Here is a 20,143-nt window from a genome sequence, read left to right as displayed (position 1 = left end):
ACTCGGTAGAGGGGCGGGAACGGCTCAATTCAGCAGCGGATCGAGGATGAAGCCGCTGCTGGTGGCGCCCTTGTTACGGCTCACCTCGGCCGGTCCGATGGCAGTGTCGTCCTGGATGCGCGAGACGCGCACGGCGCCCGCCGCCGAGCCCGCCGTGCCGAAGCCGCTGCTGGCGTTGTTGGCGGCGACCGCGTCGGCACCGGCCGATGCCCCGGTCTGCCCGGAGGACGGCGCCACCGGATTGTTCTTGATGCCGCAGCCCGCCAGCATCGCCGATGCGGCGACGAGCAGCAGCGGCAGATAGGTCCGGCTCGATCGAATGGTCATGTCGTCACCCCTCGCCGCATCCCGGCGTCAGCTTCCCCGTCAGCGGTCATAGCGATTTCCCGGCGGAAAATCACCACCGCCGCGATCGTCATTGCGCGTCGGTCGCCATCCGCTCGCGCCAATAGGCGACCTGCGCCCGCACATTGGCCGGCGCGGTTCCGCCGAAGCTGGTGCGGCTGTTGACCGAGGCGTCGACGCCGAGCACCGAGAACACCGCCTCGCCGATCCGCGCATCCAGCTCCCGCAGGCTGTCCAGCGGCAGTTCCTCCAGCCCGACGCCGCGCGCTTCGGCCAGCGCAACGGCCCGGCCGGTGACGTGATGGGCCTCGCGGAACGGCATGCCGAGTTCGCGCACCAGCCAGTCGGCCAGGTCCGTCGCGGTGGAGAAGCCGTGGCCGGCGGCCTTGCGCATCGCCCCGGTCTGGATGGTCATGTCGCGCACCATGCCGGTGGCCGCCGCCAGCGCCAGGGCCAGCGAATCGATGGCGTCGAAGACCTGTTCCTTGTCTTCCTGCATGTCCTTGGAATAGCTGAGCGGTAGGCCCTTCATCACGGTCAGCAGCGAGATCAGCGCGCCGTTGATGCGGCCCGGCTTGGCGCGCACCAGTTCGGCGGCGTCCGGGTTCTTCTTCTGCGGCATGATCGACGAGCCGGTCGAGAAGGCGTCGGACAGGCGCACGAAGCCGAATTGCGGCGTCGACCAGATGACGATCTCCTCGGCCAGCCGCGACAGATGCGTGCCGCAGATCGCCGCCACCGACAGGAACTCCAGCGCGAAGTCGCGGTCCGACACCGAATCCAGCGAATTGCGGGTCGGCTCGCGAAAACCGAGGGCCTTCGCCGTCATGTGTCGGTCGATGTCGAAGCCGGTGCCAGCCAGCGCGGCGGCGCCCAGCGGGCATTCGTCCAGCCGGTTCACCGCGTCGCGGCAGCGCGACAGGTCGCGCGCCGCCATCTCCACATAGGCGAGGCAGTGGTGGCCGAAGGTCACCGGCTGGGCGACCTGCAGATGGGTGAAGCCCGGCATCACCGTGTCGGCGTGGTCCTCTGCCTTGGCGAGCAGCGCGTCGATGAAGCCGGTGAGCGCCCGGTCGAGGGACAGGAACGCGGTCTTGACGTGCAGGCGGAAATCCAGCGCCACCTGGTCGTTGCGCGAGCGCGCCGTGTGCAGGCGGCCGGCGGCGGGGCCGATCAGTTCGGCCAGCCGCGCCTCGATGTTCATGTGAATGTCCTCGCGCTCTCGCGAGAAATTGAACCGGCCGGCCTGTATCTCGCCGCGGATCTCCTCCAGACCCGCAATGATACTTTCTGCGTCATCCGCCGTGATGATGCCCTGTTGCGCCAGCATGGCGGCATGGGCTTTCGAACCGGCGATATCCTCTTCATAAAGCCGGCGATCGAAATCGATCGACGCGTTGATTTCTTCCATGATCGCGTCGGGACCCGAGGCGAAGCGTCCGCCCCACATCGCGTTGGCGGCACCGGGGACGTTGTCGGGATTCTGGCTCATGGACACTCGAAAGGGCTCTTGACGACATGTCCGAAGCAAAACGATCGACTTCGAACGGGCGGCGGCTCGGTCTCATCGCCGCGGTCGCGCTGGTCTGCGGCATCGCGGCGGGTGGTGTCGTCCTATACGTGAGCGAGAGCGGGTCTGGCAACGAAACCGCCAGCGCCTGTCCGGCCGATGCGGCGATCACCGCGGCGGTGGATGCCGAGGCGCGCGGCGAGGTGGCCGCGGTGCAGGCGCTGGAAACGCCCTTCGACGTCTCGGCCATCGCCTTTTCCGACGGCGACGGCGCCGCCGTGACGCTGGCCGACTTCTCCGGCAGGACGCTGCTGGTCAATCTGTGGGCCACCTGGTGCGTGCCGTGCCGCCAGGAGATGCCGGCGCTGGACGAGCTGGAGCGCCAGGAAGGCGGCGACGACTTCGCCGTGGTGCCGATCAATGTCGACATGGGCGACATCGAGAAGCCGAAGACTTTCTACGCCGAGACCGATCTGACCGCCCTGCCCTTCTATCGCGACGAGACCATGGGGGTGTTCAACGACCTGAAGCGCGCCGGCGTCGCCTTCGGCCTGCCGATCTCCCTCGTCGTCGGCCCCGACGGCTGCGCCCGCGCCGCGATCAACGGCCCGGCCGAATGGGCCAGCCCCGACGCCATCCGCCTGATCGAGGCGGTGAAGGCGAGCGGGACGTCGGCCTGATCGGCACGACGTCCCTTCCGGCAGGTGTCGGCCGGCGCCTCAGCCGGCATAGCCCATCTGCGCCGGCTGCCGCTCCGGGGCCGCCCGGTCCAGCCGGACGGCGGTGAGCGCCACCGCCAGGGCTGCCAGCGGGAACAGCGCCGCGGTCCAGGTGACGTAGCCGAGGCCCGGGCCGGAATCGATGACCAGGCCACCGGCGAAGGCGCCGACGGCATTGCCGAGATTGAAGGCGGCGATGTTGAAGGACGAGGCGAGGCTTTCGCCGGCGCCGTCCGCCTTGGACAGCACCCACATCTGCAGCGGCGGCACGGTGGCAAAGGCCGCCGCCCCCAGGAGCGTCACGGCGACGAGTGCGGTCACCGTCCCCTGCAGCGCCGGTCCCATCAGGACGAGCACCACGAACAGGACGACGAGGCTGCCGATCATCGCGGGCACCAGTGCCTTGTCGGCGAGACGCCCGCCGAGCAGATTGCCGGCCACCAGCCCGGCGCCGAAGAGCAGCAGGATCGGCGAGATCGCCGCCTCGCCGAAGCCGGTGATGCCGGTCAGGAGCGGCGCGATATAGGTGAAGACCGCGAAGACGCCGGCATAGCCGAGAACCGTTGTCAGCAGGCCGAGCAGCACGGGGCGACGGCCGAGCGCCTTGAGGTCGGCGCGCCAGTCGTCGGCGGCCTCCGGCTTGCCGTCCCGGGGCACCGCCCAGGCGATGACGGCCGCGGCGAGAATGCCGACGATCGCGACGGCCCAGAAGGTGGCGCGCCAGCCGGCCGCCTGCCCGAGCCAGGTGCCGAGCGGCACGCCGAGGATGTTGGCGACGGTCAGGCCGGTGAACATCAGCGCGATGGCCGAGGCGCGCTTGTCGGCGGGCACCAGCTTCGTGGCGACGACCGAGCCGACGCCGAAGAATGTGCCGTGGGCAAAGGCGGTCAGCACTCGCGCGCCCATGAGCAGGCCGTAGCTGGGCGCCAGCGCACAGGCGACATTGCCGGCGATGAAGATCGCCATCAGCGCCAGGAGCACGGTCTTGCGCGGCCAGCGGCTGGTCAGGATGGTCAGGAGCGGCGCGCCGACGACGACGCCGATGGCATAGCCGGAGATCAGGAAGCCGGCGGCGCTGGTCGAGACGCCGAGATCGGCGCCGACATCGAGCAGCAGGCCCATGATGACGAATTCGGTGACCCCGATGCCGAAGGCACCGGCGGTCAACGCGTAGAGAGCAAGAGGCATGACGAAATCCCTGATGATGAACAGGGCCGTCAGATGACAGCTTGTGCTTTGATGAAGTAGACTGCCGCCAGGAACAACATTCAGGACTTCACGTCACAAATGCCGCGTCCCGACGCCAATCGCTTTGCCGAGATGGAGGTGTTCGCCACGGTGGTCGAGCGCGGCGGCTTCTCGGCGGCGGCGCGGGTCTCGGGCATGTCGGCCTCGGCGGTCTCGAAACTCGTCGCGCGCCTCGAAGCGCGGCTCGGAACGCGGCTCGTCCATCGCACCACCCGGCGTTTCCAGCTCACGCCGGAGGGCCAGGGCTTCTACGAGCGGGCCGTGGGGATCCTCGCCGATCTCTCCGACGCCGAACGGGCGGCGGGCGCCGGCGAACGGCCCGCCGGGCGCGTGCGGCTCAATTCCAGCGCCTCCTATATCAGCCATGTCCTGGCGCCGATCCTGCCGGATTTCCTCGCCCGCTATCCCGAGATCGGCCTCGACATCGTGCAGACCGATCAGGTCGTCGACCTCGTCGCCGAGCGCACCGACATCGCCATCCGCGCCGGTCCCATGCCCAGTTCCAACCTGATGGCGCGCAAGCTCGGCCAGACGCGCATGATGATCGTTGCCGCGCCCGGCTGGGTCGCCCGCCACGGCCTGCCGCGCACGATCGCGGATCTGGAAGCGCATGAACGGCTGGGCTTCGGCTATGCGCGGGCGATGAAGGGCTGGCCGCTCAGGAGCGACGCCGGCGAGGACGTCACCCTGCCGACGCTCGGCCGCGTCCAGATCAATGACGGCGAAGGCCTGCGGCGCCTGGCCCTCGCCGGCGTCGGACCGGCACGGCTGGCGGCCTTCACCATCCGCGCCGACATCGCCGAAGGCCGGCTGGTGCCGCTCCTCGAAGACGCCAATCCGGGCGACAAGGAGGCGTTCCACGCCGTCTTCATCGGCCAGTCCGCCAGCCTCCCCGCCCGCGCCCGCGCCCTGCTCGACTTCCTGGCCGAGCACGGACAGGTCAGCTGAAGCGGATAGACCGGCGCTGACTCATCCACCGCCGGGATGCCACGGGCATGTTCGACGACCTGAAGCGCGCGGCGTTGCCTTCGGCCTGCCGATCTCTCTCGTCGGCCCCGACGGCTGCGCCCGCGCCGCCATCAACGGTCCGGCCGAATGGGCTCGCCCAGACGCAATCCGGCTGATCGACGCGGTGAAGGCCAGCGGGGGGACAGTTTGATCTAAAGCATATGACATCGAGGCGGTATTATACTTCACACACCACACGGATGTCGCGTAGAGTGATCGCTTCACAACGGGAGGATGCGGATGGCCTTCAATCTGTTCATCGCCTACGACTTGCACACGCCGGGGCAGAACTATGATGAGGTTCGAACCCGCATCAAAGACTTGGGACAGTGGCACCAGTTCCAGCTATCCCTTTTCTACGTCAACACCACCTATGATCCCGTAGCGGCTTACAACCACATCATCGCTGTGATGGACGGCAACGACAAACTCGCGGTTATCGACGCCGCAGGCGGGGTAGTCACCACTTGGGATCGCCCTCCCATCGACGCGATAAATGCCATCTGGACCCAGCGATAGGTCGAAGCGCGAATTGCTGTCTTCGCCGGCGATTGGTTGCCCCATGGTCAGCCTCACTGACCCCAAACTCGCAGGAGGGGGCTATCAATCTGAGTGCGCTCGCGAATCGGGTGCGTCGCAGCATGGCTGGCGAATCAGGCAGGTCCGGCGTATGAAGAAGCGTTGTTGCACGTGACGCAACAGCAGGTTGGGCTGGGAGGAACCACCGAACCTTTATGAGTATCAAGAGGTTATGCGAACGTCGCCGGTCTAGGTTGGGGGCGCGCCTCCGCGCGCCTTGCCAACTCATCCGGACTCCGGCTACGTCTTTGCTTGATGAAATGAAAAAGGCTCCGCGCCGGCAAGCTACGGAGCCTTCTCATTTAGCCCGCGTGGTTGGTGCCGCGCGCGGGGTAGTGGGCTGTTGCCGACTCCTTTGTGAGTCAATTGTCCCAACTCGTCAAGCTCGGCATCGTTGCAAGAGTCAAGGAACTCTAACGATGACGCATGACCACAACAAACCTTCTCGTACCATCACGAGAGAGGGGGCCATCCAGATTCATCTCATGATTATGGATGGCTGGTTCTTGAACAGGATCGCAGCCCACTTCGATGTGGACCAGGATCGGGTAAGCGAGATCAAGAACCACAAGACCCACGTAGGCAGCTACGACGAGGCGGTGATGCGCCGACGAGCAGCCTAGCCCTGATTGTTCCGGGCGGTCTTCTTCCGGTCGCCCGGTTCATCACCCTTCGGCTGCTGCGCCCTCGCAATAGCGACCGGCCACACCAGCATCCTCGCGAGCCTGTTGTCCTGACATGCTGGCGGCTTACGCTTCCGGACTACCGGGAGAAAGCGCGATGACAACCTTCCTGACCGTCACGAAGAGAGGCGCGGTCACCCTCGACCGGACTGTGCTCGACCATCTCGGCGTGAATCCTGGCGAAAGTCTTGCCGTGAAGCTCGATCCGAAAGGCAGGGTCAGCCTCAGCGCCGCAGCGCCCGGAGCCCGCCCGGATCCCAGTCGGCCGCTCGGCAGTCTCGAAGACACGTTCGGGACGCTCAACGCGCATCATGCCGGTCCGCCCCTGACGATCGAGGCGATTGCGGCACCGTGACCGCGCCGCCTACCGTGTCGGGACCGGCGTCTCGCCGCGATAGTCGTAGAAGCCGCGGCCGGCCTTGCGGCCGAGCCAGCCGGCCTCGACATATTTCACCAACAGCGGACAGGGCCGGTATTTGGAATCGGCCAGCCCGTCATGCAGCACCTGCATGATCGACAGGCAGGTATCCAGGCCGATGAAATCGGCGAGCTGCAGCGGGCCCATCGGATGGTTGGCGCCCAGCTTCATGGCGGTGTCGATGGATTCGACCGAGCCGACGCCCTCGTAGAGCACGTAGATCGCCTCGTTGATCATCGGCAGGAGGATGCGGTTGACGATGAAGGCCGGGAAATCCTCCGAGACGCTGATCGTCTTGTCGAGGGCGGTCACGTAGTGGCGCGCCGATTCGAAGGTCGCGTCCTCGGTGGCGATGCCGCGCACCAGCTCGACCAGCTTCATCACCGGCACCGGGTTCATGAAGTGGATGCCCATGAACCGCTCGGGGCGGTCGGTGGCCGAGGCCAGCCGGGTGATGGAGATCGACGAGGTGTTGGTGGCCAGGATCGCGCCGGGCGCCAGATGCGGGCAGATCTCGCGGTAGATCTTGCGCTTGACCGTCTCGTCCTCGGTCGCCGCCTCGATGACGAGATCGGCGGTGCCGAGCGCCGCCGTGTCGGTGGTGGTGGTGATCCGCGCCATCGCCGCGTCGCGGTCGGCCGGCGTGATCTTCTGCGAGGCGAGCTGGCGGTCGAGGGTGGCGGCGATCTTGTCGCGGCCGGCGCTCGTGCGGTCCTCGGCGATGTCGTAGAGCGTCACGCCGTAGCCGGCGAGGGCCGAGACATGGGCGATGCCGGAGCCCATCTGCCCCGCGCCGACGATGCCAACGTGCTTGATACTGTCCGCCATCGCGCCTTCGCTCACCTTCGATGTTGCGTCGCGAACCTAGCGGCGGCGCGCGGCTTCGTCAAAGCCGCGCGCCGGACGCTCAGAGCTTGTCCTTCAGCTCGGGCAGGATCTGGAACAGATCGCCGACGAGGCCGTAATCGGCGACCTGGAAGATCGGCGCTTCCTCGTCCTTGTTGATGGCGACGATGATCTTGGAATCCTTCATGCCGGCCAGGTGCTGGATGGCGCCGGAGATGCCGACGGCGATGTAGAGATCGGGCGCCACGACCTTGCCGGTCTGGCCGACCTGCCAGTCGTTCGGGGCGTAGCCGGCATCGACCGCCGCCCGCGAGGCGCCGATCGCCGCGCCGAGCTTGTCGGCGACGGGCAGCAGCACCTCGTCGAACTTCTCCTTGGAGCCCAGCGCGCGGCCACCCGACAGGATGATCTTGGCACTGGTCAGCTCCGGCCGCTCGCTGTGGGCGAGCTTTTCCTCGACGAAGGTCGACAGGCCCGGATCGCCGGCCGCGTCAACCGCCTCGACAGTTGCCGAACCGCCGGTGCCGGCGGCCTGGAAGCCGGAGGTGCGCACGGTGATCACCTTCTTGGCGTCGGTCGACTTCACCGTCTGGATGGCGTTGCCGGCATAGATCGGCCGCTGGAAGGTGTCGGCGCCCTCGACGACGACGACGTCGGAGATCTGCATCACGTCGAGCAGCGCGGCGATGCGCGGCGCGACGTTCTTGCCGGCGGTGGTGGCCGGCGCGACGATGGCGTCGTAGCCCTCGGCGAGCCTGACGACGAGGTCGGCCAGCGGCTCGGCGAGGCCGTGGGCATAAGCCTCGGCATCGGCATGCAGCACCTTGGCGACGCCGCCCAGCTGGCCGGCGGCCTCGGCGACGGCGGTCGAGCCTGAACCGGCGACGAGCACATGCACGTCACCGCCCATCTGGGCGGCGGCGGTCAGCGCCTTGGCGGTCTGCTCGGACAGGGTCTGGTTGTCGTGTTCGGCGATGAGAAGCGTGGTCATGATCGCGGGTCTCCCTGGCATCCGGCGGTCGCCTGCGCGTTCCGCGCGCGGCCGGCCGGCATCCAATCCTTCAAGGCGCGTGCTCAGAGCACGCCGGCTTCGTTCTTCAGCTTGTCGACCAAAACGTCGACGCTCTCGACCTTGATGCCGGCCTCGCGCTTGCCCGGCTCGGCGGTCTTCAGGATTTCCAGCCGCGGCGCGATGTCGACGCCGAAATCGTCCGGCGACTTCTCCTCGAGCGGCTTCTTCTTGGCCTTCATGATGTTCGGCAGCGAGGCGTAGCGCGGCTCGTTGAGGCGCAGGTCGGTCGTCACGATCGCCGGCATCTTCAGCGCCACGGTCTGCAGGCCGCCATCGACCTCGCGGGTCACGGTCGCCTTGCCGTCGGTCAGCTCGATCTTGTTGGCGAAGGTGCCCTGGCTCCAGCCGAGCAGCGCCGCCAGCATCTGGCCGGTCTGGTTGCAGTCGTCGTCGATCGCCTGCTTGCCGAGAATGACGAGGTCCGGGCTCTCGGCCTCGACGACGCCCTTGAGGATCTTGGCGACGGCCAGCGGCTCGGTCGGCTGGTCGGTCTTGACCAGGATGCCGCGGTCGGCGCCCATGGCGAGCGCCGTGCGGATCGTCTCCTGCGCCTGCTGCGGGCCGACGGACACCGCGACGATCTCCGTCACCGTGCCGGCTTCCTTCAGGCGGATCGCCTCCTCGACGGCAATCTCGTCGAAGGGGTTCATGCTCATCTTGACGTTGGCGAGGTCGACGCCCGTGCCGTCCGGCTTGACCCGGATCTTCACGTTGTAGTCGACGACGCGCTTGACTGCGACGAGAACCTTCATCGGTCGTGTCTCTCCCTTTTTGGGCGCCGAGCGCCCGAAAGCCTCATGTCCTGCCCGGCCCGGCGTCGCCGTCGCGATATCCGCGCAGGCGACCGGAGCCGATTGGCCGCGAGCGATATCTGACTTTTACGTAATGGTCAAAATTTCGCGGTCTCGTAGCGGCCTTGTGCGGTTCCCGCGCCGATCTTGCAAGTGCCGGGTCACGATCGCCCGGTGTCGCTGGGCTCCAGCTCCACCGCCCGCGGCGTCTGGATCTGCCGGTCGAACAGCACCACGCCGCGCCGGCGCAGCACCAGCGTCAGTGCCGCCCCGGCCAGGATGCCGCCGGCATGGGCGGCATAGGACACGTCCTCGGCGCCCGACGCGAACAGCACGAACTGCAGGCCGATCCACACCATCAGCAGCAGCCAGGCCGGCAGGTTCAGCGGAATGCGCCCGAAGGCCAGCACCCAGACCCAGACCCTTGGATGCAGCATCAGATAGGCCGCCGCGACGCCCGACACCGCCCCGGACGCGCCGATCAGCGTCGCCTCCGAGCCGGGAAACATCAGCGCATGCAGCCCCGCCCCCGCCGCCGCGCAGGCGAGATAGAAGACGAGGAACTTCACATGGCCGAAGGCGTCCTCGACATTGTCGCCGAACACCCAGAGGAACAGCATGTTGCCGCCGATATGCCAGATGTCGAGATGCAGGAAGGAATAGGTCAGGAAGTTCAGCCAGCCCGGCACCGCCACATAGGCCGGCGGCAGCTCGGCATAGCCGTTCACCACCGCCGGGATGAAGCCGTAGGAGATCTCGAAGGCCGACAGGAACGCCCCGGTCTCGCCGCTCGCCTTGGCCAACAGATAGACCAGCGCATTGGCCGCGATCAGCCCCACCGTCACATACTGGAAGCGGATATGACGCAGGCGGTTGGCGTCGTAGAAGGGGACGAACACGGTGGACCTTTCAGGCTCTTGGCCGGGGGACTTTTGGCCGGGGGCTTTTGGCCAACGGCTTTCGACCGGAGGGCTCCAGGCCGGGGCTCCCGACCAAAGCGCAAGCCGAAACCACTGCGCCCGCGACCGTCCGCGCCCCCCTGTCACCGCCGACGCCCGGCCCGCCGCGCCACGCCAGCCCCCTCACCCGGAGACGCCGCCGGGCCGCGAACCGTCCCGGCCGTGCGCCCCGCGTCGGCGATCCCGCCGCCTCAGCGGCTGGCGCCGGGCACCCACAGAACATCCGCCCTGCCGTCGTCATTGGCAATGCGGCCGGCGACGAACAGATGGTCGGACAGGCGGTTGACGTAGCGCAGCGCCACCTCGGCGACCGTCTCGCCGTCCTTCTTCGCCAAAGCGACCATCAGCCGCTCGGCCCGCCGCGCCACGGTGCGGGCATGGTGCAGATGGGTGGCGGCGGGCGAGCCGGCCGGCAAGACGAAGCTCTTCAGCGGCTCCAGCCGCGCGTTCATGGCGTCGATCTCGCGCTCCAGCGCATCGACCTGCGAGGCGACGATCTTCAGCGGCTCGTAGGGCAGAGGCTCGCCGGTCTCCGGCGTCGCCAGTTCCGCGCCGAGATCGAACAATTCGTTCTGGATGCGCGCCAGCATGGCGTCGAGCTCGCCCTCGGCATGCAGCCGCACCAGCCCGAGAACGGCGTTGAGCTCGTCGATCGTGCCGTAGGTCTCGACCCGCAGATCACTCTTCAACCGCCGCTCGCCACTGCCGAGCCCCGTCTCCCCGGCATCGCCGGTGCGCGTGTAGATCTTGTTCAGCTTGACCATGATGTCTCCGGTTTGGCGACATCATAGGGGATGGAGGGGCGGAGGACAGGGGGGCAAAGAAGGACTTAAAGCAGCAATAATTAACGTACCGCCGACGGAATCTTTTAACGCAATCGCACACGCTCGAAATTGGCGTCACCGGAACGCGACTTGAGTCAACGACGACCTCTGAAGCGCCACTATCGCCAATCCGGCTGCAGAACCTATGAGCCCAAGCACCGAAATGACCAGGAAATGGTGGATTGTTCCACCTTTATCGGTAGCATTACGCTTCCTCGCTTGGGAGTAGTTTTCGATGTCTGACCGTTACGATTTCGCCAACTTGTCACCGATTGAATTCGAAGGCCTCTGTGTTGATCTCGTTTCCGCAGAAACTGGCCTCAGGTTCGAAAGATTTTCTGTCGGAGCTGACGGCGGAGTTGACGGCCGACATAGCCGAGCGAGTGATGAAATAGTCTTACAAGCTAAGCACTATAAAAACAGTACATGGTCCGATCTAAAGAAAGCCGTGAAGCTAGAGAAGAAAAATGTCCACACACTGTACCCGACCGAATATTATTTCGTAACATCTCAGCCGCTTACGGTGGCAAGGAAATCTACTATAGTTTCCTTGCTGGACCACCCATCTGTGACGGCCCCGAACGTTTGGGGGCGGTCAGAAATGAACGCATACATTACCGCTCATGCTGATGTTGAGAGGCGGAATATCAAGCTTTGGCTGTCCAGCGCTACCGTACTCGAGAGGCTTTTGACAAACGAAATTGCCGTGTTTACGGAAGCGACCGCGGACGAAATTGAGAGAATACTCAAGATATTTGTAGTCAACCCGAGCCTCCAGAGATCAGAAGAGATTCTCAAAGCGACACACAACTTGATTGTATCTGGCCCGCCTGGCGTAGGGAAAACAACACTGGCCCAGTTTATCGCCGCGCGATACATTGAAGCGGGTTGGGAATTAGTTGCGATTTCGAAAATAGATGAAGGTTTTCGCGCGTTTCACCGTGAAAAATCCCAAATCTTTGTGTTCGACGACTTCCTTGGAAAAATCAGACTCGACCCCGTGTCGCTGGGCAGAGCCGACAGTAAAATCGTCAAGTTTATGTCTAAGGTACATAAGGACAAACGAAAGAAATTCGTTCTCACGACACGCTCCTACATCCTTCACGCAGCTCGCACCCAGTCAGAAGCGCTTGATGACAGAGAGGTTGAGCTTTCAGAAATGGTTCTCAACCTCGCAACCTACACTAGGGAGCTGAAGGCAAGAATCTTATACAATCACCTCTACCATTCAGAGATTGATGAGAAATCTATACAGAGCCTTTTAGATGGAGATACTGTTCGCAGGATCGTTGATCATAGCAACTACATGCCGCGCATAATACAATGGATGACCGACGAATTGAGGCAACGCGATACTCCACCAGCGGAATATCCAAACGCATTCCTTCAGACGCTCAATTATCCGGATAAGATTTGGGATAAGGCATTCAAAAAACACATAACTACAGGCGCCCAGGTTCTGCTTTATTGCCTTTTCTTCTGCGAACGTGATATATACCCAGTAACCGGCGTAAATCTAAATAAACTCCGGATCTTCTTCGAAAAGTCTATGGTCGGATTCAATATTATCGCCCAGGAGCAAATGCGTTCTGCGATCTTCGACGAGACAGTTCGCGAGGTGAAGTCTTCATTTGTAATTATTGATTGCAATATAGCCAACTTCATCAATCCATCAATACAGGATTATCTTTCTCGCGAGACCTCCGATGCAACCGTACTCCTAACGCTCGCGCGCTGTGTTCCTACGTTAGCTACCGCCGTCTCGTTCTGGAATAACGTCAGAACGAGCGTTGATAACGTAGTCCGCGTGCAAATAGCAAACGAGTTGCTAGAAAGCTTGATCGCGGGTCGCATTGACGGACGTCTTCCGCTCGACGAAATTGCCGATTTTTGTGGTCAACTTGTCGGAGCAACTGGTGGCGATCATTTTTGTGAGCGCATTCGCGTGTCAGATATTAGAAGTCTTTTCTGGATTAATGAGCCCTATCTCCCTTCTCTGATCGAAGCATTTGAGGAGGGGAAATTTAGGTATCTGCCCCACGCGCGGGCCTATGCCAGATACCTCCGTATGGAGCTTTCTAGGTACCTAGACCCCGAACGGAATCACGAAATCGAGCTTGAAGAGCTCGCGACACTCGCGTCCTACCTCCAATCTTCTCAAATAGAAATTCCGGAAGTGTTATTTGATAATTTCGTGCAAGCTGCTGTTGATGCGGTGGATATACTCGACATGGACGCTATTGGTCACGACGACGATCCAGAGGAGGTAATCGGAGGATGGCTGGAACACATCGCAAGCATCAAAAGCTTCACCTCAGCGCCAGTAGATTACTTAAAGGAAAGTGAGTTTGAGGAGCGGATTTCAGCTATACAATACGAAGAAGATCTCAGAAGCCAATGGGAAGAAGATGTCCGTCCGCAAACAGGAGCGGATTTTCAAAGCCAGCGACCAATCTCGAGCGGATCATTTACCAACGATGACCTTCAGTCGATGTTCTCGTCGCTGAAGAAGTCGAGTTAGCAGTTTTAACTGCTGAGGACCAAACTTATCCCCACCCCTCGCCCCTCCCCCATACTGCCCTGACCGCTGGCCCGCGGAACGGGCGCGAATGATCACCGGGATCGTTCGGGGGCTGGCGGGCGGCGTCCGCGACGGGGCTTCTTCCGGAGAAGCCCCGGCCCGGACGGCCCTTCGCACCGCCGGACCGTCCCCCATTACGAGGGGGCTGCGGAACGGTCCGCTTGAGCGCCTTCGGGCGTGAAGAGCCGGCAGCCACGGATCGCCCTTGCGGGTCCCGTGCCGAAGGGTTGCTCAAGACGCCGCGCGGGATGCCGGAGGCGAACCGCATGACATTAAACCGTCGAGGGGTTCGCCTCCGGCGTCCCGTTGCCTGCTCCATCCCTTCGGCCCGTCCGGGCGCGAGGCCGCGGCCGCATGGGCGCGGGGCAACAGCGGCCGGGGCGCGTGCGTCCGTCCGGGGATTGCTGCCTGGCGATGGGAGCGGCTAGCGGGCGAGCAGCAGCACGCCGACGATGAGGATCACGGCGACGCCCTGCAGCATGACGCGGGCGCGCATCAGCCGTTGCGAGCGATTGCCGTCGCCGCCCTTCATCATGTTGAACAGGCCGGCGATCAGGACGCCGGCCGTCGCGATCATGACGGCCAGGGCGATATAGGTGAGGAAGTCGGACATGCCGGCCCTTGTGGCGGTTCGGTTTGCGTGTGTGCGGGTCTCATATAGGCATGCCGCCCGCCGAGGCGAAGGGCGGCGGCCCCGGCGATCGGTCGCAGCCTCCGGGCCGGTTGGGCCGGGCCGGTTTGTGCGGGCGCTTCGGGCCGTGCGCGCCTCAGGCGTCTCAGACGCTCTTGGAAATCGCCCGGGCCCGCCCGCCGCGGGTGGCGGCGGCGACGCCGACGCCGGCCAGCACCAGCCCGGCGAGCTGGATCGCCGTCAGCGTCTCGCCGAACAGGAGCCAGGCCGTCACCGCCGTGACGCCCGGCACCAGATACATCAGCGAGGCGACCGAGGAGACGGCGCCCTCGCGGATCAGGAAGAGCAGCAGGAACACCGCCCCGATCGACAGGACGATGGTCAGCCAGGCCAGCGCGAAGACCAGTTCGCCCGACCATGTCACGTCCATGGTCTCGACGGTCATGGCGAGGATCAGCGTCGGCACGAAGGCGCCGAGATATTGCAGGGCCGTGCCGGTGCGAAGGTCGACGCCGCCGACGAAGCGCTTTTGCCAGACCGAGCCGACCGAGATGGCGATCGCCGACAGGAACACCGGGCCGAGCGTCAGGACGCCATAGGCGCCGTCGCCGTCGAGCTTGGGCAGGATCACCAGCGCGACGCCGAGAAGGCCGAGGCCGAGGCCCATAATGTGGCGCGGCCGGACCCGCTCGCCGAGGAAGCTGGCGGCCAGGATCGTCGTCAGGATCGGCTGCAGCCCGACGATCAGCGCCGCGATGCCGGCGTTCAGGCCATGGCGAACGGCGAAGAATACGCCGCCGAGATAGACGCCGTGGATCAGGCTGCCGGCGATCATCGCGTGCATGGCCGGCCAGCGGCCCGGCCAGGGTGCCCGCATGGCGACCACCAGCGTGCCGAGGATCGCCAGCGCCAGCGCATAGCGCAGGCTCAGAAAGGTGAAGGGCTCGGCATAGGGCATCGCATAGCGCGCGCCGATGAAGCCGGTCGACCAGAGCAGGACGAAGACGACCGGAAAGAATGGAAGCAGCCTTTGCACGGGCGGGTCGGCCTTCTTGTCATGGGGATCGGCCACTGGTTAGCAGGGCCACGGTCGCGCCGAAAGGCGGAACCGTCAGGCGGGATGACGAAATCGCGCCGGCGGTGTTTGCGCTCGGGCGCCGACGCAGCGCCGGGATGTCCGCGGGCCGGCAAGCGCGGGGCCGCTAGCCGGAGCGTCTGGCCGACCGGCCGACGTCATGGGCCGGCGGCGCAGCCGGCAGGCCGACCATGCGGCGAATGTCCTCGGCGCCGAGCCCGGCCTCGCGCAAGGCGCGGATCGCGGTGTCGCCGGCGCTTTTCGACAGCTTGCGCCCGTCGGGCCCCAGGATCAGCTCGTGATGGTGGTAGCGCGGCACCGGCAGGCCGAGCAGCGCCTGCAAGAGGCGGTGGATGCTGGTCGCCGGGAACAGGTCGCGGCCGCGCACCACATGGGTCACGCCCTGAACCGCGTCGTCGACCACCACCGACAGATGGTAGCTCGTCGGCGTCTCCACGCGGCCGAGCACCACGTCGCCCCATTCCAGCGGCTGCGCCACGACTTCGCCGCCACCCGCTTCAGGCGCAAGGCCGGTTTCCGCGAAGGTCAGCGTGCCCAGCGTGGCGACCGCCTTGGCCGTGTCCAGCCGCCAGGCAAAGCGCTCGCCGTCGCGCATTTTCCGCTCGCGCTGGCGGCTCGACAGGTCACGGTCGAGCGCCGGATAGAGCGGCGCCCCGTCCGGATCGCGCGGCCAGGGCGTCGCTTCGTCGTCTTCGTAGCGCTGGGCAAAGGCCCGGATCTCGCCGCGCGACATGAAGCCCGGATAGATCAGCTCGGCATCGGCCAGCGCTTCCAGCGCGGCGGCGTAGTCGGCAAAATGCTCCGACTGGCGGCGCGGCGGCGCGTCCCAGTCGACGCCCAGAAAGGCGAGGTCGTCTTCGATCTGGCGTTCGTATTCGCGGGTGCAGCGGGCCTGGTCGATATCCTCGATGCGCAGCAGGAACTCGCCGCCCGCTTCCCGCGCCATCTGGTGATTGACCAGCACCGAATAGGCATGGCCGAGATGCAGCTCGCCATTCGGGCTCGGGGCAAATCGGAAAACGGCTGGCGCTGGCTGCATCGAATCGGCTTCCTCTCGTCTGGCGCGACTTCTACGGTCGCTTTTGGCAAGCACCATGACAGACGGGCGAGACCATGCGGCCGCAGGATGTGCCAGGCAAGGCAGGGATCATTCGCAGCGACGCCGATGTCGCAGCGGGTCTGGCCGCGTTGCTGTGCGCCGATCCGCGGCTCGGCGCCATTGCCGCGGTCGCCGGACCGCTGCCGCTGCGCCGCGATCCCGGCGGCCTGCCGGGTCTTGCCCGCATCGTCGTCGCCCAGCAGGTATCCCGCGCCAGCGCCGAGGCGATCTTCGCCCGGCTGGAGAGCGCGTTCGACATCGCCGATCCGCAGGCCTTCCTGTCGGCCGACGACGCGGCCTACCGCCGCGCCGGCCTGTCACGTCCCAAGCAGCGGACGATGCGGACCGTCGCCGAAGCAGTCCATGGCGGCGTCCTCGACTTCGCCCGGCTGGACGCCGCGCCGGCCGCCGCCGCGATCGCCGAGCTGGTGGCGGTCAGCGGCATCGGCCCCTGGACGGCCGAATGCTACCTCCTCTTCTGCGCCGGCCATCCCGACATCTTCCCCTCGGGCGACCTGGCGCTGCAGGTGGCCCTGGCGCACGCCTTCAAACACGACACCCGCCCGAGCGCCCGGCAATCGGCTGAGCTCGCCCTGCCCTGGGCGCCGTGGCGCTCGGTCGCAGCGCGGCTGTTCTGGGCCTATTACGCGGCGATCACCCGGCGCGAGGCGGCGCCCACCAGCTGACGTAACGCGCTGCGGCATTTATCCACAGATCTTCCGTCGCGTCCGCCGGCAAGGGGCTGCAATGCCGGCCTGACGACGCCGCCGTCCCCTGCGGGACGAGGCTTCACAAACCCGACACGATGGCGCACGATACTCGCACCAGCTTGGTTTTTCTCGATGGGAGGTAGGAAGACTACCTGTGACGATCGCGGTTACTCAGGACTTATCCCCCACCCTCGTTCTGAACGCCGACTTCCGGCCGCTCAGCTATTATCCTCTGTCCCTCTGGTCCTGGCAGGACGCGGTGAAGGCGGTGTTTCTCGACAGGGTGACCATCCTCGCCGAATACGATCGTGCGGTGCATAGCCCGACCTATTCGATGCGCCTGCCCTCGGTCGTCTGCCTCAAGACCTACATCAAGCCGGCACGCTATCCGGCCTTCACCCGCTTCAACGTCTTCCTGCGCGACCGCTTCCAGTGCCAGTATTGCGGCTCGCCCCACGAACTCACCTTCGACCACGTCATTCCGCGTTCGCGCGGCGGCCTGACCACCTGGGAAAACGTCGTGGCGGCCTGTTCGCCCTGCAATCTGAAGAAGGGCGGCCTGATGCCGAAAGCCGCCCGGATGTTCCCTCACCAGACGCCCTTCCAGCCGAGCGTCCACGACCTGCACAACAATGGCCGGCTGTTCCCTCCGAACTTCCTGCACGAGAGCTGGCTCGACTATCTCTACTGGGATTCCGAGCTCGATCCCGAATAGGCCGCTCGCCGGCGACTGCGCACTGCCGAAGGCGGACCGCCGACCCAAACGTTCGCGGCCATCCCGTCACGCGGTTTTGCGCGCGCGGTCGTGGACGGCTCTGGTCACTGCGCCCTAGATGATTGCCTGACGGGCAGCAGCCCCGTGGGAAGGGGCAAGGAATCGGGATGGGCGCGACGGGACCAGATGACGGCGGCACAGCGTCCACCGACCTTGCCTTCTACGAAGCCCTTCCCGTTTCCAGCAGCATTCTCGGCCTCGGCGATGCCAGCGCCTATCGCCCTCTCCCGGTAGACTGGGTCGTCGGCGTTGCCGACATCGTCCGCTCGACCGACGCCGTCAGTTCGGGCGGCTACAAGCGCGTGAACACGGTCGCGGCGGCGGTGATCGCGGCGGTGGCGAACGGCCTTCATGGCCGCGAATTCCCCTTCGTCTTCGGCGGCGACGGTGCCGGCTTCGCCCTGCCTGCCGCACAGGCCGAGATCGGCAGGGCCGCGCTCGCATCCGTCGCGGGCTGGGCGCAGAGTGCCTTTGGCCTCTCCTTGCGGGTGGCGATGGTGCCGGTCGCGACGATCCGCGACAACGGCCGTGACGTGCAGATCGCCCGCTTCGCCCCCTCGCCCGACGTGTCCTATGCGATGTTCGCCGGCGGTGGGCTCGCCTGGGCCGAACGGCAGATGAAGGCCGGGGCATTCCGGATCGAACCGGAAGACGGGGCGACGGCCCGCCCGGACCTCGCCGGCCTGTCCTGCCGCTTCTCCGAGATTCCGGCGCGCCGGGACCTCATCCTGTCGGTGGTTCTGTTGCCGAGACCGGATGCGTCCCCCGATGCCTTCGCGGCTCTCGCGCGCAACATCCTGGAGCTCGGCGTCGAAGAGGGGCATGACGGCAATCCCGTGCCGCCGGAGGGGCCGGAACTGCACTGGCCGCCAGCGGGACTTCCCATCGAGGCGGAAGTGCGCAAGGCGATGACCGGGCTTCCGCTCTGGGCGTCCCGGCTCTCCGTCGGCATCCGCACGTTGCTGTCGCATCTCAGCTTCGTGACCGGCACGCGGGTCGGGGCCTTCGATCCGGCGCGCTATCGGTCGGAACTGGCGCGCAACAGCGATTTCCGCAAATTCGACGACGGCTTGCGCATGACCCTCGACTGCACCGCCGCAGTGGCCGATCGGATCGAGGCGCGGCTGCGTGATGCCCGTGCGGCGGGGCTCGCGCGGACCGGAACGCATCGTCAAGCCGCGGCGCTGATGACCTGCTTCGTCCCCTCCGCAAGCCGCAGCGACCACGTCCATTTCGTCGACGGCGCGGCAGGCGGCTATGCGGCGGCGGCGGCAATGGCCACGGCCGACATGGCCGGCAGAACGGCCGGCCCGGTCAGATGAGCAGCGCCAGGACCAGCGGCAGGCTGGCGGCGGCAAGCAGCGTCTGCAACGTGACCAGCCCCGCCATCAGCGTCGCGTCGCCCTTCAGCTGGGTCGTCAGCACGTAGGACGTCGGCGCGGTCGGCAGGGCAAAGAAGATCACCAGGAGCGCGCCGTCGAGGGGCGGCAGCGCCATCAGCCGGGCGACGGCGAAGGCCAGCAGCGGCATGGCGATCAGTCGTGCCAGACTGTTGACGGTCAGGATGGTCGTCTCGGCCCGCGCGGCCTTCAACTTGAGGGCAGCCCCCACGCAAAGCAGGCCGAGCGGCAGGCTGGCCGCAGACATGAGACCGAGCAGCCGATCGATACCGAAGGGCATGCCGAGGCCGAGCGCCGCCACGACCGCGCCGGCGAGGCAGGCGAGGATCAGCGGATTGCGGAGGACCGGCATGACCAGTTCGCGCGCGCTGGTATGGCGCTCCGATGTCAGCGCAATCACCGAGAGGACGTTCACCGTCGGCACCATGACCGCGAGGATGACCGCAGCACGGGCCAAGCCGTCGGGACCATAGAGGCTCGCGACCATGGCAAGGCCGAGATATGTATTGAACCGAGTGATGCCCTGGACGATCGGCCCGTAGCGCGCGGCTGGCCAGGCGAAGACCCGGCGCAAGGCGAGCATGACAAGCGATGCGGCGACCAGCACCGCGAAGATCGCGCCGGCCAGCTTGAGGATCGACGGATCGGCCAGCGGTGCGTTGGCGAGACTGGAGAACAGCAGCGCCGGAAACAGCACGAAGTAGTTGAGCTTCTCGGCGGCGGGCCAGAAGCCCTCGCCCGGAAAGCCGGAGCGGCGGAAGCCCAGGCCCGCCAGGATCAGGGCAAAGAGCGGCCACAGGGTGAGGAACAGCGTCGACATGCTTCGCTTTCAGGGGAGCGCCGGTCCGC

21 protein-coding genes and 1 pseudogene are annotated in these 20,143 nt (G+C 65.7%); 10 read left to right on the top strand and 12 right to left on the bottom strand.

Annotated elements, in window-relative coordinates; translation table 11 throughout:
- Positions 1 to 24 precede the first annotated feature (24 nt).
- Together J3367_RS09305 and argH are read right to left on the bottom strand one after the other, a co-directional pair.
- The gene (locus J3367_RS09305) at positions 25 to 327 is read right to left on the bottom strand and encodes a hypothetical protein (protein WP_024349854.1); all 303 of its coding nucleotides are present in this window, start codon (positions 325 to 327) and stop codon (positions 25 to 27) included.
- A gap of 88 nt (positions 328 to 415) precedes the next feature.
- Positions 416 to 1,837, bottom strand: coding sequence for an argininosuccinate lyase (gene argH / locus J3367_RS09300; RefSeq protein ID WP_024349853.1), 1,422 nt, complete (start codon positions 1,835 to 1,837; stop codon positions 416 to 418).
- A 26-nt stretch (positions 1,838 to 1,863) separates the two neighbouring features.
- Here argH and tlpA point away from each other — a divergent pair, with 26 nt between their 5' ends.
- Positions 1,864 to 2,535 (top strand): thiol:disulfide interchange protein TlpA, encoded by a 672-nt coding sequence (tlpA, locus tag J3367_RS09295; RefSeq protein ID WP_024349852.1) that lies wholly within the window; start codon positions 1,864 to 1,866, stop codon positions 2,533 to 2,535.
- Positions 2,536 to 2,574: 39 nt separating this feature from the next.
- Here the strand turns inward: tlpA and J3367_RS09290 are convergent, their stop codons facing one another.
- Positions 2,575 to 3,762 carry an MFS transporter gene (locus J3367_RS09290; protein WP_024349851.1) on the bottom strand — a complete coding sequence of 396 codons (1,188 nt, stop codon included), beginning with the start codon at positions 3,760 to 3,762 and terminating at the stop codon, positions 2,575 to 2,577.
- Positions 3,763 to 3,861: 99 nt separating this feature from the next.
- On the opposite strand from J3367_RS09290, the gene J3367_RS09285 reads away from it, so the two are divergent.
- The 5 genes and pseudogenes from J3367_RS09285 (at position 3,862) to J3367_RS09265 (ending at position 6,447) form a co-directional block, all read left to right on the top strand.
- Complete coding sequence (locus J3367_RS09285; RefSeq protein ID WP_024349850.1) at positions 3,862 to 4,770, top strand: LysR family transcriptional regulator; 909 nt, start codon at positions 3,862 to 3,864, stop codon at positions 4,768 to 4,770.
- 50 nt (positions 4,771 to 4,820) lie between these two features.
- Positions 4,821 to 4,981 (top strand): annotated as a pseudogene (locus tag J3367_RS09280) (TlpA family protein disulfide reductase); the annotation flags it as partial.
- An 89-nt stretch (positions 4,982 to 5,070) separates the two neighbouring features.
- Positions 5,071 to 5,349 carry a hypothetical protein gene (locus J3367_RS09275; protein WP_024349849.1) on the top strand — a complete coding sequence of 93 codons (279 nt, stop codon included), beginning with the start codon at positions 5,071 to 5,073 and terminating at the stop codon, positions 5,347 to 5,349.
- Positions 5,350 to 5,828: 479 nt separating this feature from the next.
- Positions 5,829 to 6,032: a hypothetical protein gene (locus J3367_RS09270; protein WP_024349848.1), complete on the top strand. Its 204-nt coding sequence runs from the start codon at positions 5,829 to 5,831 to the stop codon at positions 6,030 to 6,032.
- A gap of 157 nt (positions 6,033 to 6,189) precedes the next feature.
- Positions 6,190 to 6,447 (top strand): AbrB/MazE/SpoVT family DNA-binding domain-containing protein, encoded by a 258-nt coding sequence (locus tag J3367_RS09265; RefSeq protein WP_024349847.1) that lies wholly within the window; start codon positions 6,190 to 6,192, stop codon positions 6,445 to 6,447.
- Between the two features lie 9 nt (positions 6,448 to 6,456).
- Here the strand turns inward: J3367_RS09265 and J3367_RS09260 are convergent, their stop codons facing one another.
- The 5 genes from J3367_RS09260 to J3367_RS09240 form a co-directional block, all read right to left on the bottom strand.
- Positions 6,457 to 7,338 (bottom strand): 3-hydroxybutyryl-CoA dehydrogenase, encoded by an 882-nt coding sequence (locus J3367_RS09260; RefSeq protein ID WP_024349846.1) that lies wholly within the window; start codon positions 7,336 to 7,338, stop codon positions 6,457 to 6,459.
- 79 nt (positions 7,339 to 7,417) lie between these two features.
- Positions 7,418 to 8,347, bottom strand: a complete 930-nt coding sequence (locus tag J3367_RS09255) for an electron transfer flavoprotein subunit alpha/FixB family protein (protein WP_024349845.1) — start codon at positions 8,345 to 8,347, stop codon at positions 7,418 to 7,420.
- A gap of 83 nt (positions 8,348 to 8,430) precedes the next feature.
- Positions 8,431 to 9,180 (bottom strand): electron transfer flavoprotein subunit beta/FixA family protein, encoded by a 750-nt coding sequence (locus J3367_RS09250; protein ID WP_024349844.1) that lies wholly within the window; start codon positions 9,178 to 9,180, stop codon positions 8,431 to 8,433.
- A gap of 200 nt (positions 9,181 to 9,380) precedes the next feature.
- Complete coding sequence (locus J3367_RS09245) at positions 9,381 to 10,118, bottom strand: rhomboid family intramembrane serine protease (protein ID WP_024349843.1); 738 nt, start codon at positions 10,116 to 10,118, stop codon at positions 9,381 to 9,383.
- A 251-nt stretch (positions 10,119 to 10,369) separates the two neighbouring features.
- Entirely contained in the window at positions 10,370 to 10,942 is a 573-nt protein-coding gene (locus tag J3367_RS09240) for a cob(I)yrinic acid a,c-diamide adenosyltransferase (protein ID WP_024349842.1), read from the bottom strand.
- A gap of 295 nt (positions 10,943 to 11,237) precedes the next feature.
- On the opposite strand from J3367_RS09240, the gene J3367_RS09235 reads away from it, so the two are divergent.
- Entirely contained in the window at positions 11,238 to 13,523 is a 2,286-nt protein-coding gene (locus tag J3367_RS09235) for a restriction endonuclease (protein WP_421460734.1), read from the top strand.
- 484 nt (positions 13,524 to 14,007) lie between these two features.
- On the opposite strand, the gene J3367_RS09230 is transcribed toward J3367_RS09235, so the two are convergent.
- From J3367_RS09230 to gluQRS, 3 genes are all read right to left on the bottom strand, one after another.
- Positions 14,008 to 14,196, bottom strand: coding sequence for a twin transmembrane helix small protein (locus J3367_RS09230; RefSeq protein WP_024349839.1), 189 nt, complete (start codon positions 14,194 to 14,196; stop codon positions 14,008 to 14,010).
- A gap of 163 nt (positions 14,197 to 14,359) precedes the next feature.
- On the bottom strand, positions 14,360 to 15,250 hold the full coding sequence (locus tag J3367_RS09225) for a DMT family transporter (protein WP_024349838.1): 891 nt from the start codon (positions 15,248 to 15,250) through the stop codon (positions 14,360 to 14,362).
- A gap of 166 nt (positions 15,251 to 15,416) precedes the next feature.
- The gene (gene gluQRS, locus J3367_RS09220) at positions 15,417 to 16,349 is read right to left on the bottom strand and encodes a tRNA glutamyl-Q(34) synthetase GluQRS (RefSeq protein WP_024349837.1); all 933 of its coding nucleotides are present in this window, start codon (positions 16,347 to 16,349) and stop codon (positions 15,417 to 15,419) included.
- A gap of 74 nt (positions 16,350 to 16,423) precedes the next feature.
- On the opposite strand from gluQRS, the gene J3367_RS09215 reads away from it, so the two are divergent.
- The 3 genes from J3367_RS09215 (at position 16,424) to J3367_RS09205 (ending at position 19,216) form a co-directional block, all read left to right on the top strand.
- Complete coding sequence (locus J3367_RS09215; protein WP_155898415.1) at positions 16,424 to 17,095, top strand: DNA-3-methyladenine glycosylase family protein; 672 nt, start codon at positions 16,424 to 16,426, stop codon at positions 17,093 to 17,095.
- A 178-nt stretch (positions 17,096 to 17,273) separates the two neighbouring features.
- Complete coding sequence (locus J3367_RS09210; RefSeq protein WP_009210766.1) at positions 17,274 to 17,834, top strand: HNH endonuclease; 561 nt, start codon at positions 17,274 to 17,276, stop codon at positions 17,832 to 17,834.
- A 167-nt stretch (positions 17,835 to 18,001) separates the two neighbouring features.
- The gene (locus tag J3367_RS09205; RefSeq protein ID WP_024349835.1) at positions 18,002 to 19,216 is read left to right on the top strand and encodes a DUF3095 domain-containing protein; all 1,215 of its coding nucleotides are present in this window, start codon (positions 18,002 to 18,004) and stop codon (positions 19,214 to 19,216) included.
- Here J3367_RS09205 and J3367_RS09200 read toward each other — a convergent pair.
- Complete coding sequence (locus J3367_RS09200; protein WP_024349834.1) at positions 19,209 to 20,114, bottom strand: AEC family transporter; 906 nt, start codon at positions 20,112 to 20,114, stop codon at positions 19,209 to 19,211. The genes J3367_RS09205 and J3367_RS09200 overlap by 8 nt on opposite strands.
- Between the last annotated feature and the right edge of the window lie 29 nt (positions 20,115 to 20,143).

This window comes from Aurantimonas sp. NFXS3, assembly GCF_049132005.1.
Lineage (GTDB): Bacteria > Pseudomonadota > Alphaproteobacteria > Rhizobiales > Rhizobiaceae > Aurantimonas > Aurantimonas coralicida.
Note: the sequence above shows the minus strand (reverse complement) of the source record. Positions and strands in the feature narration are given on the sequence as shown.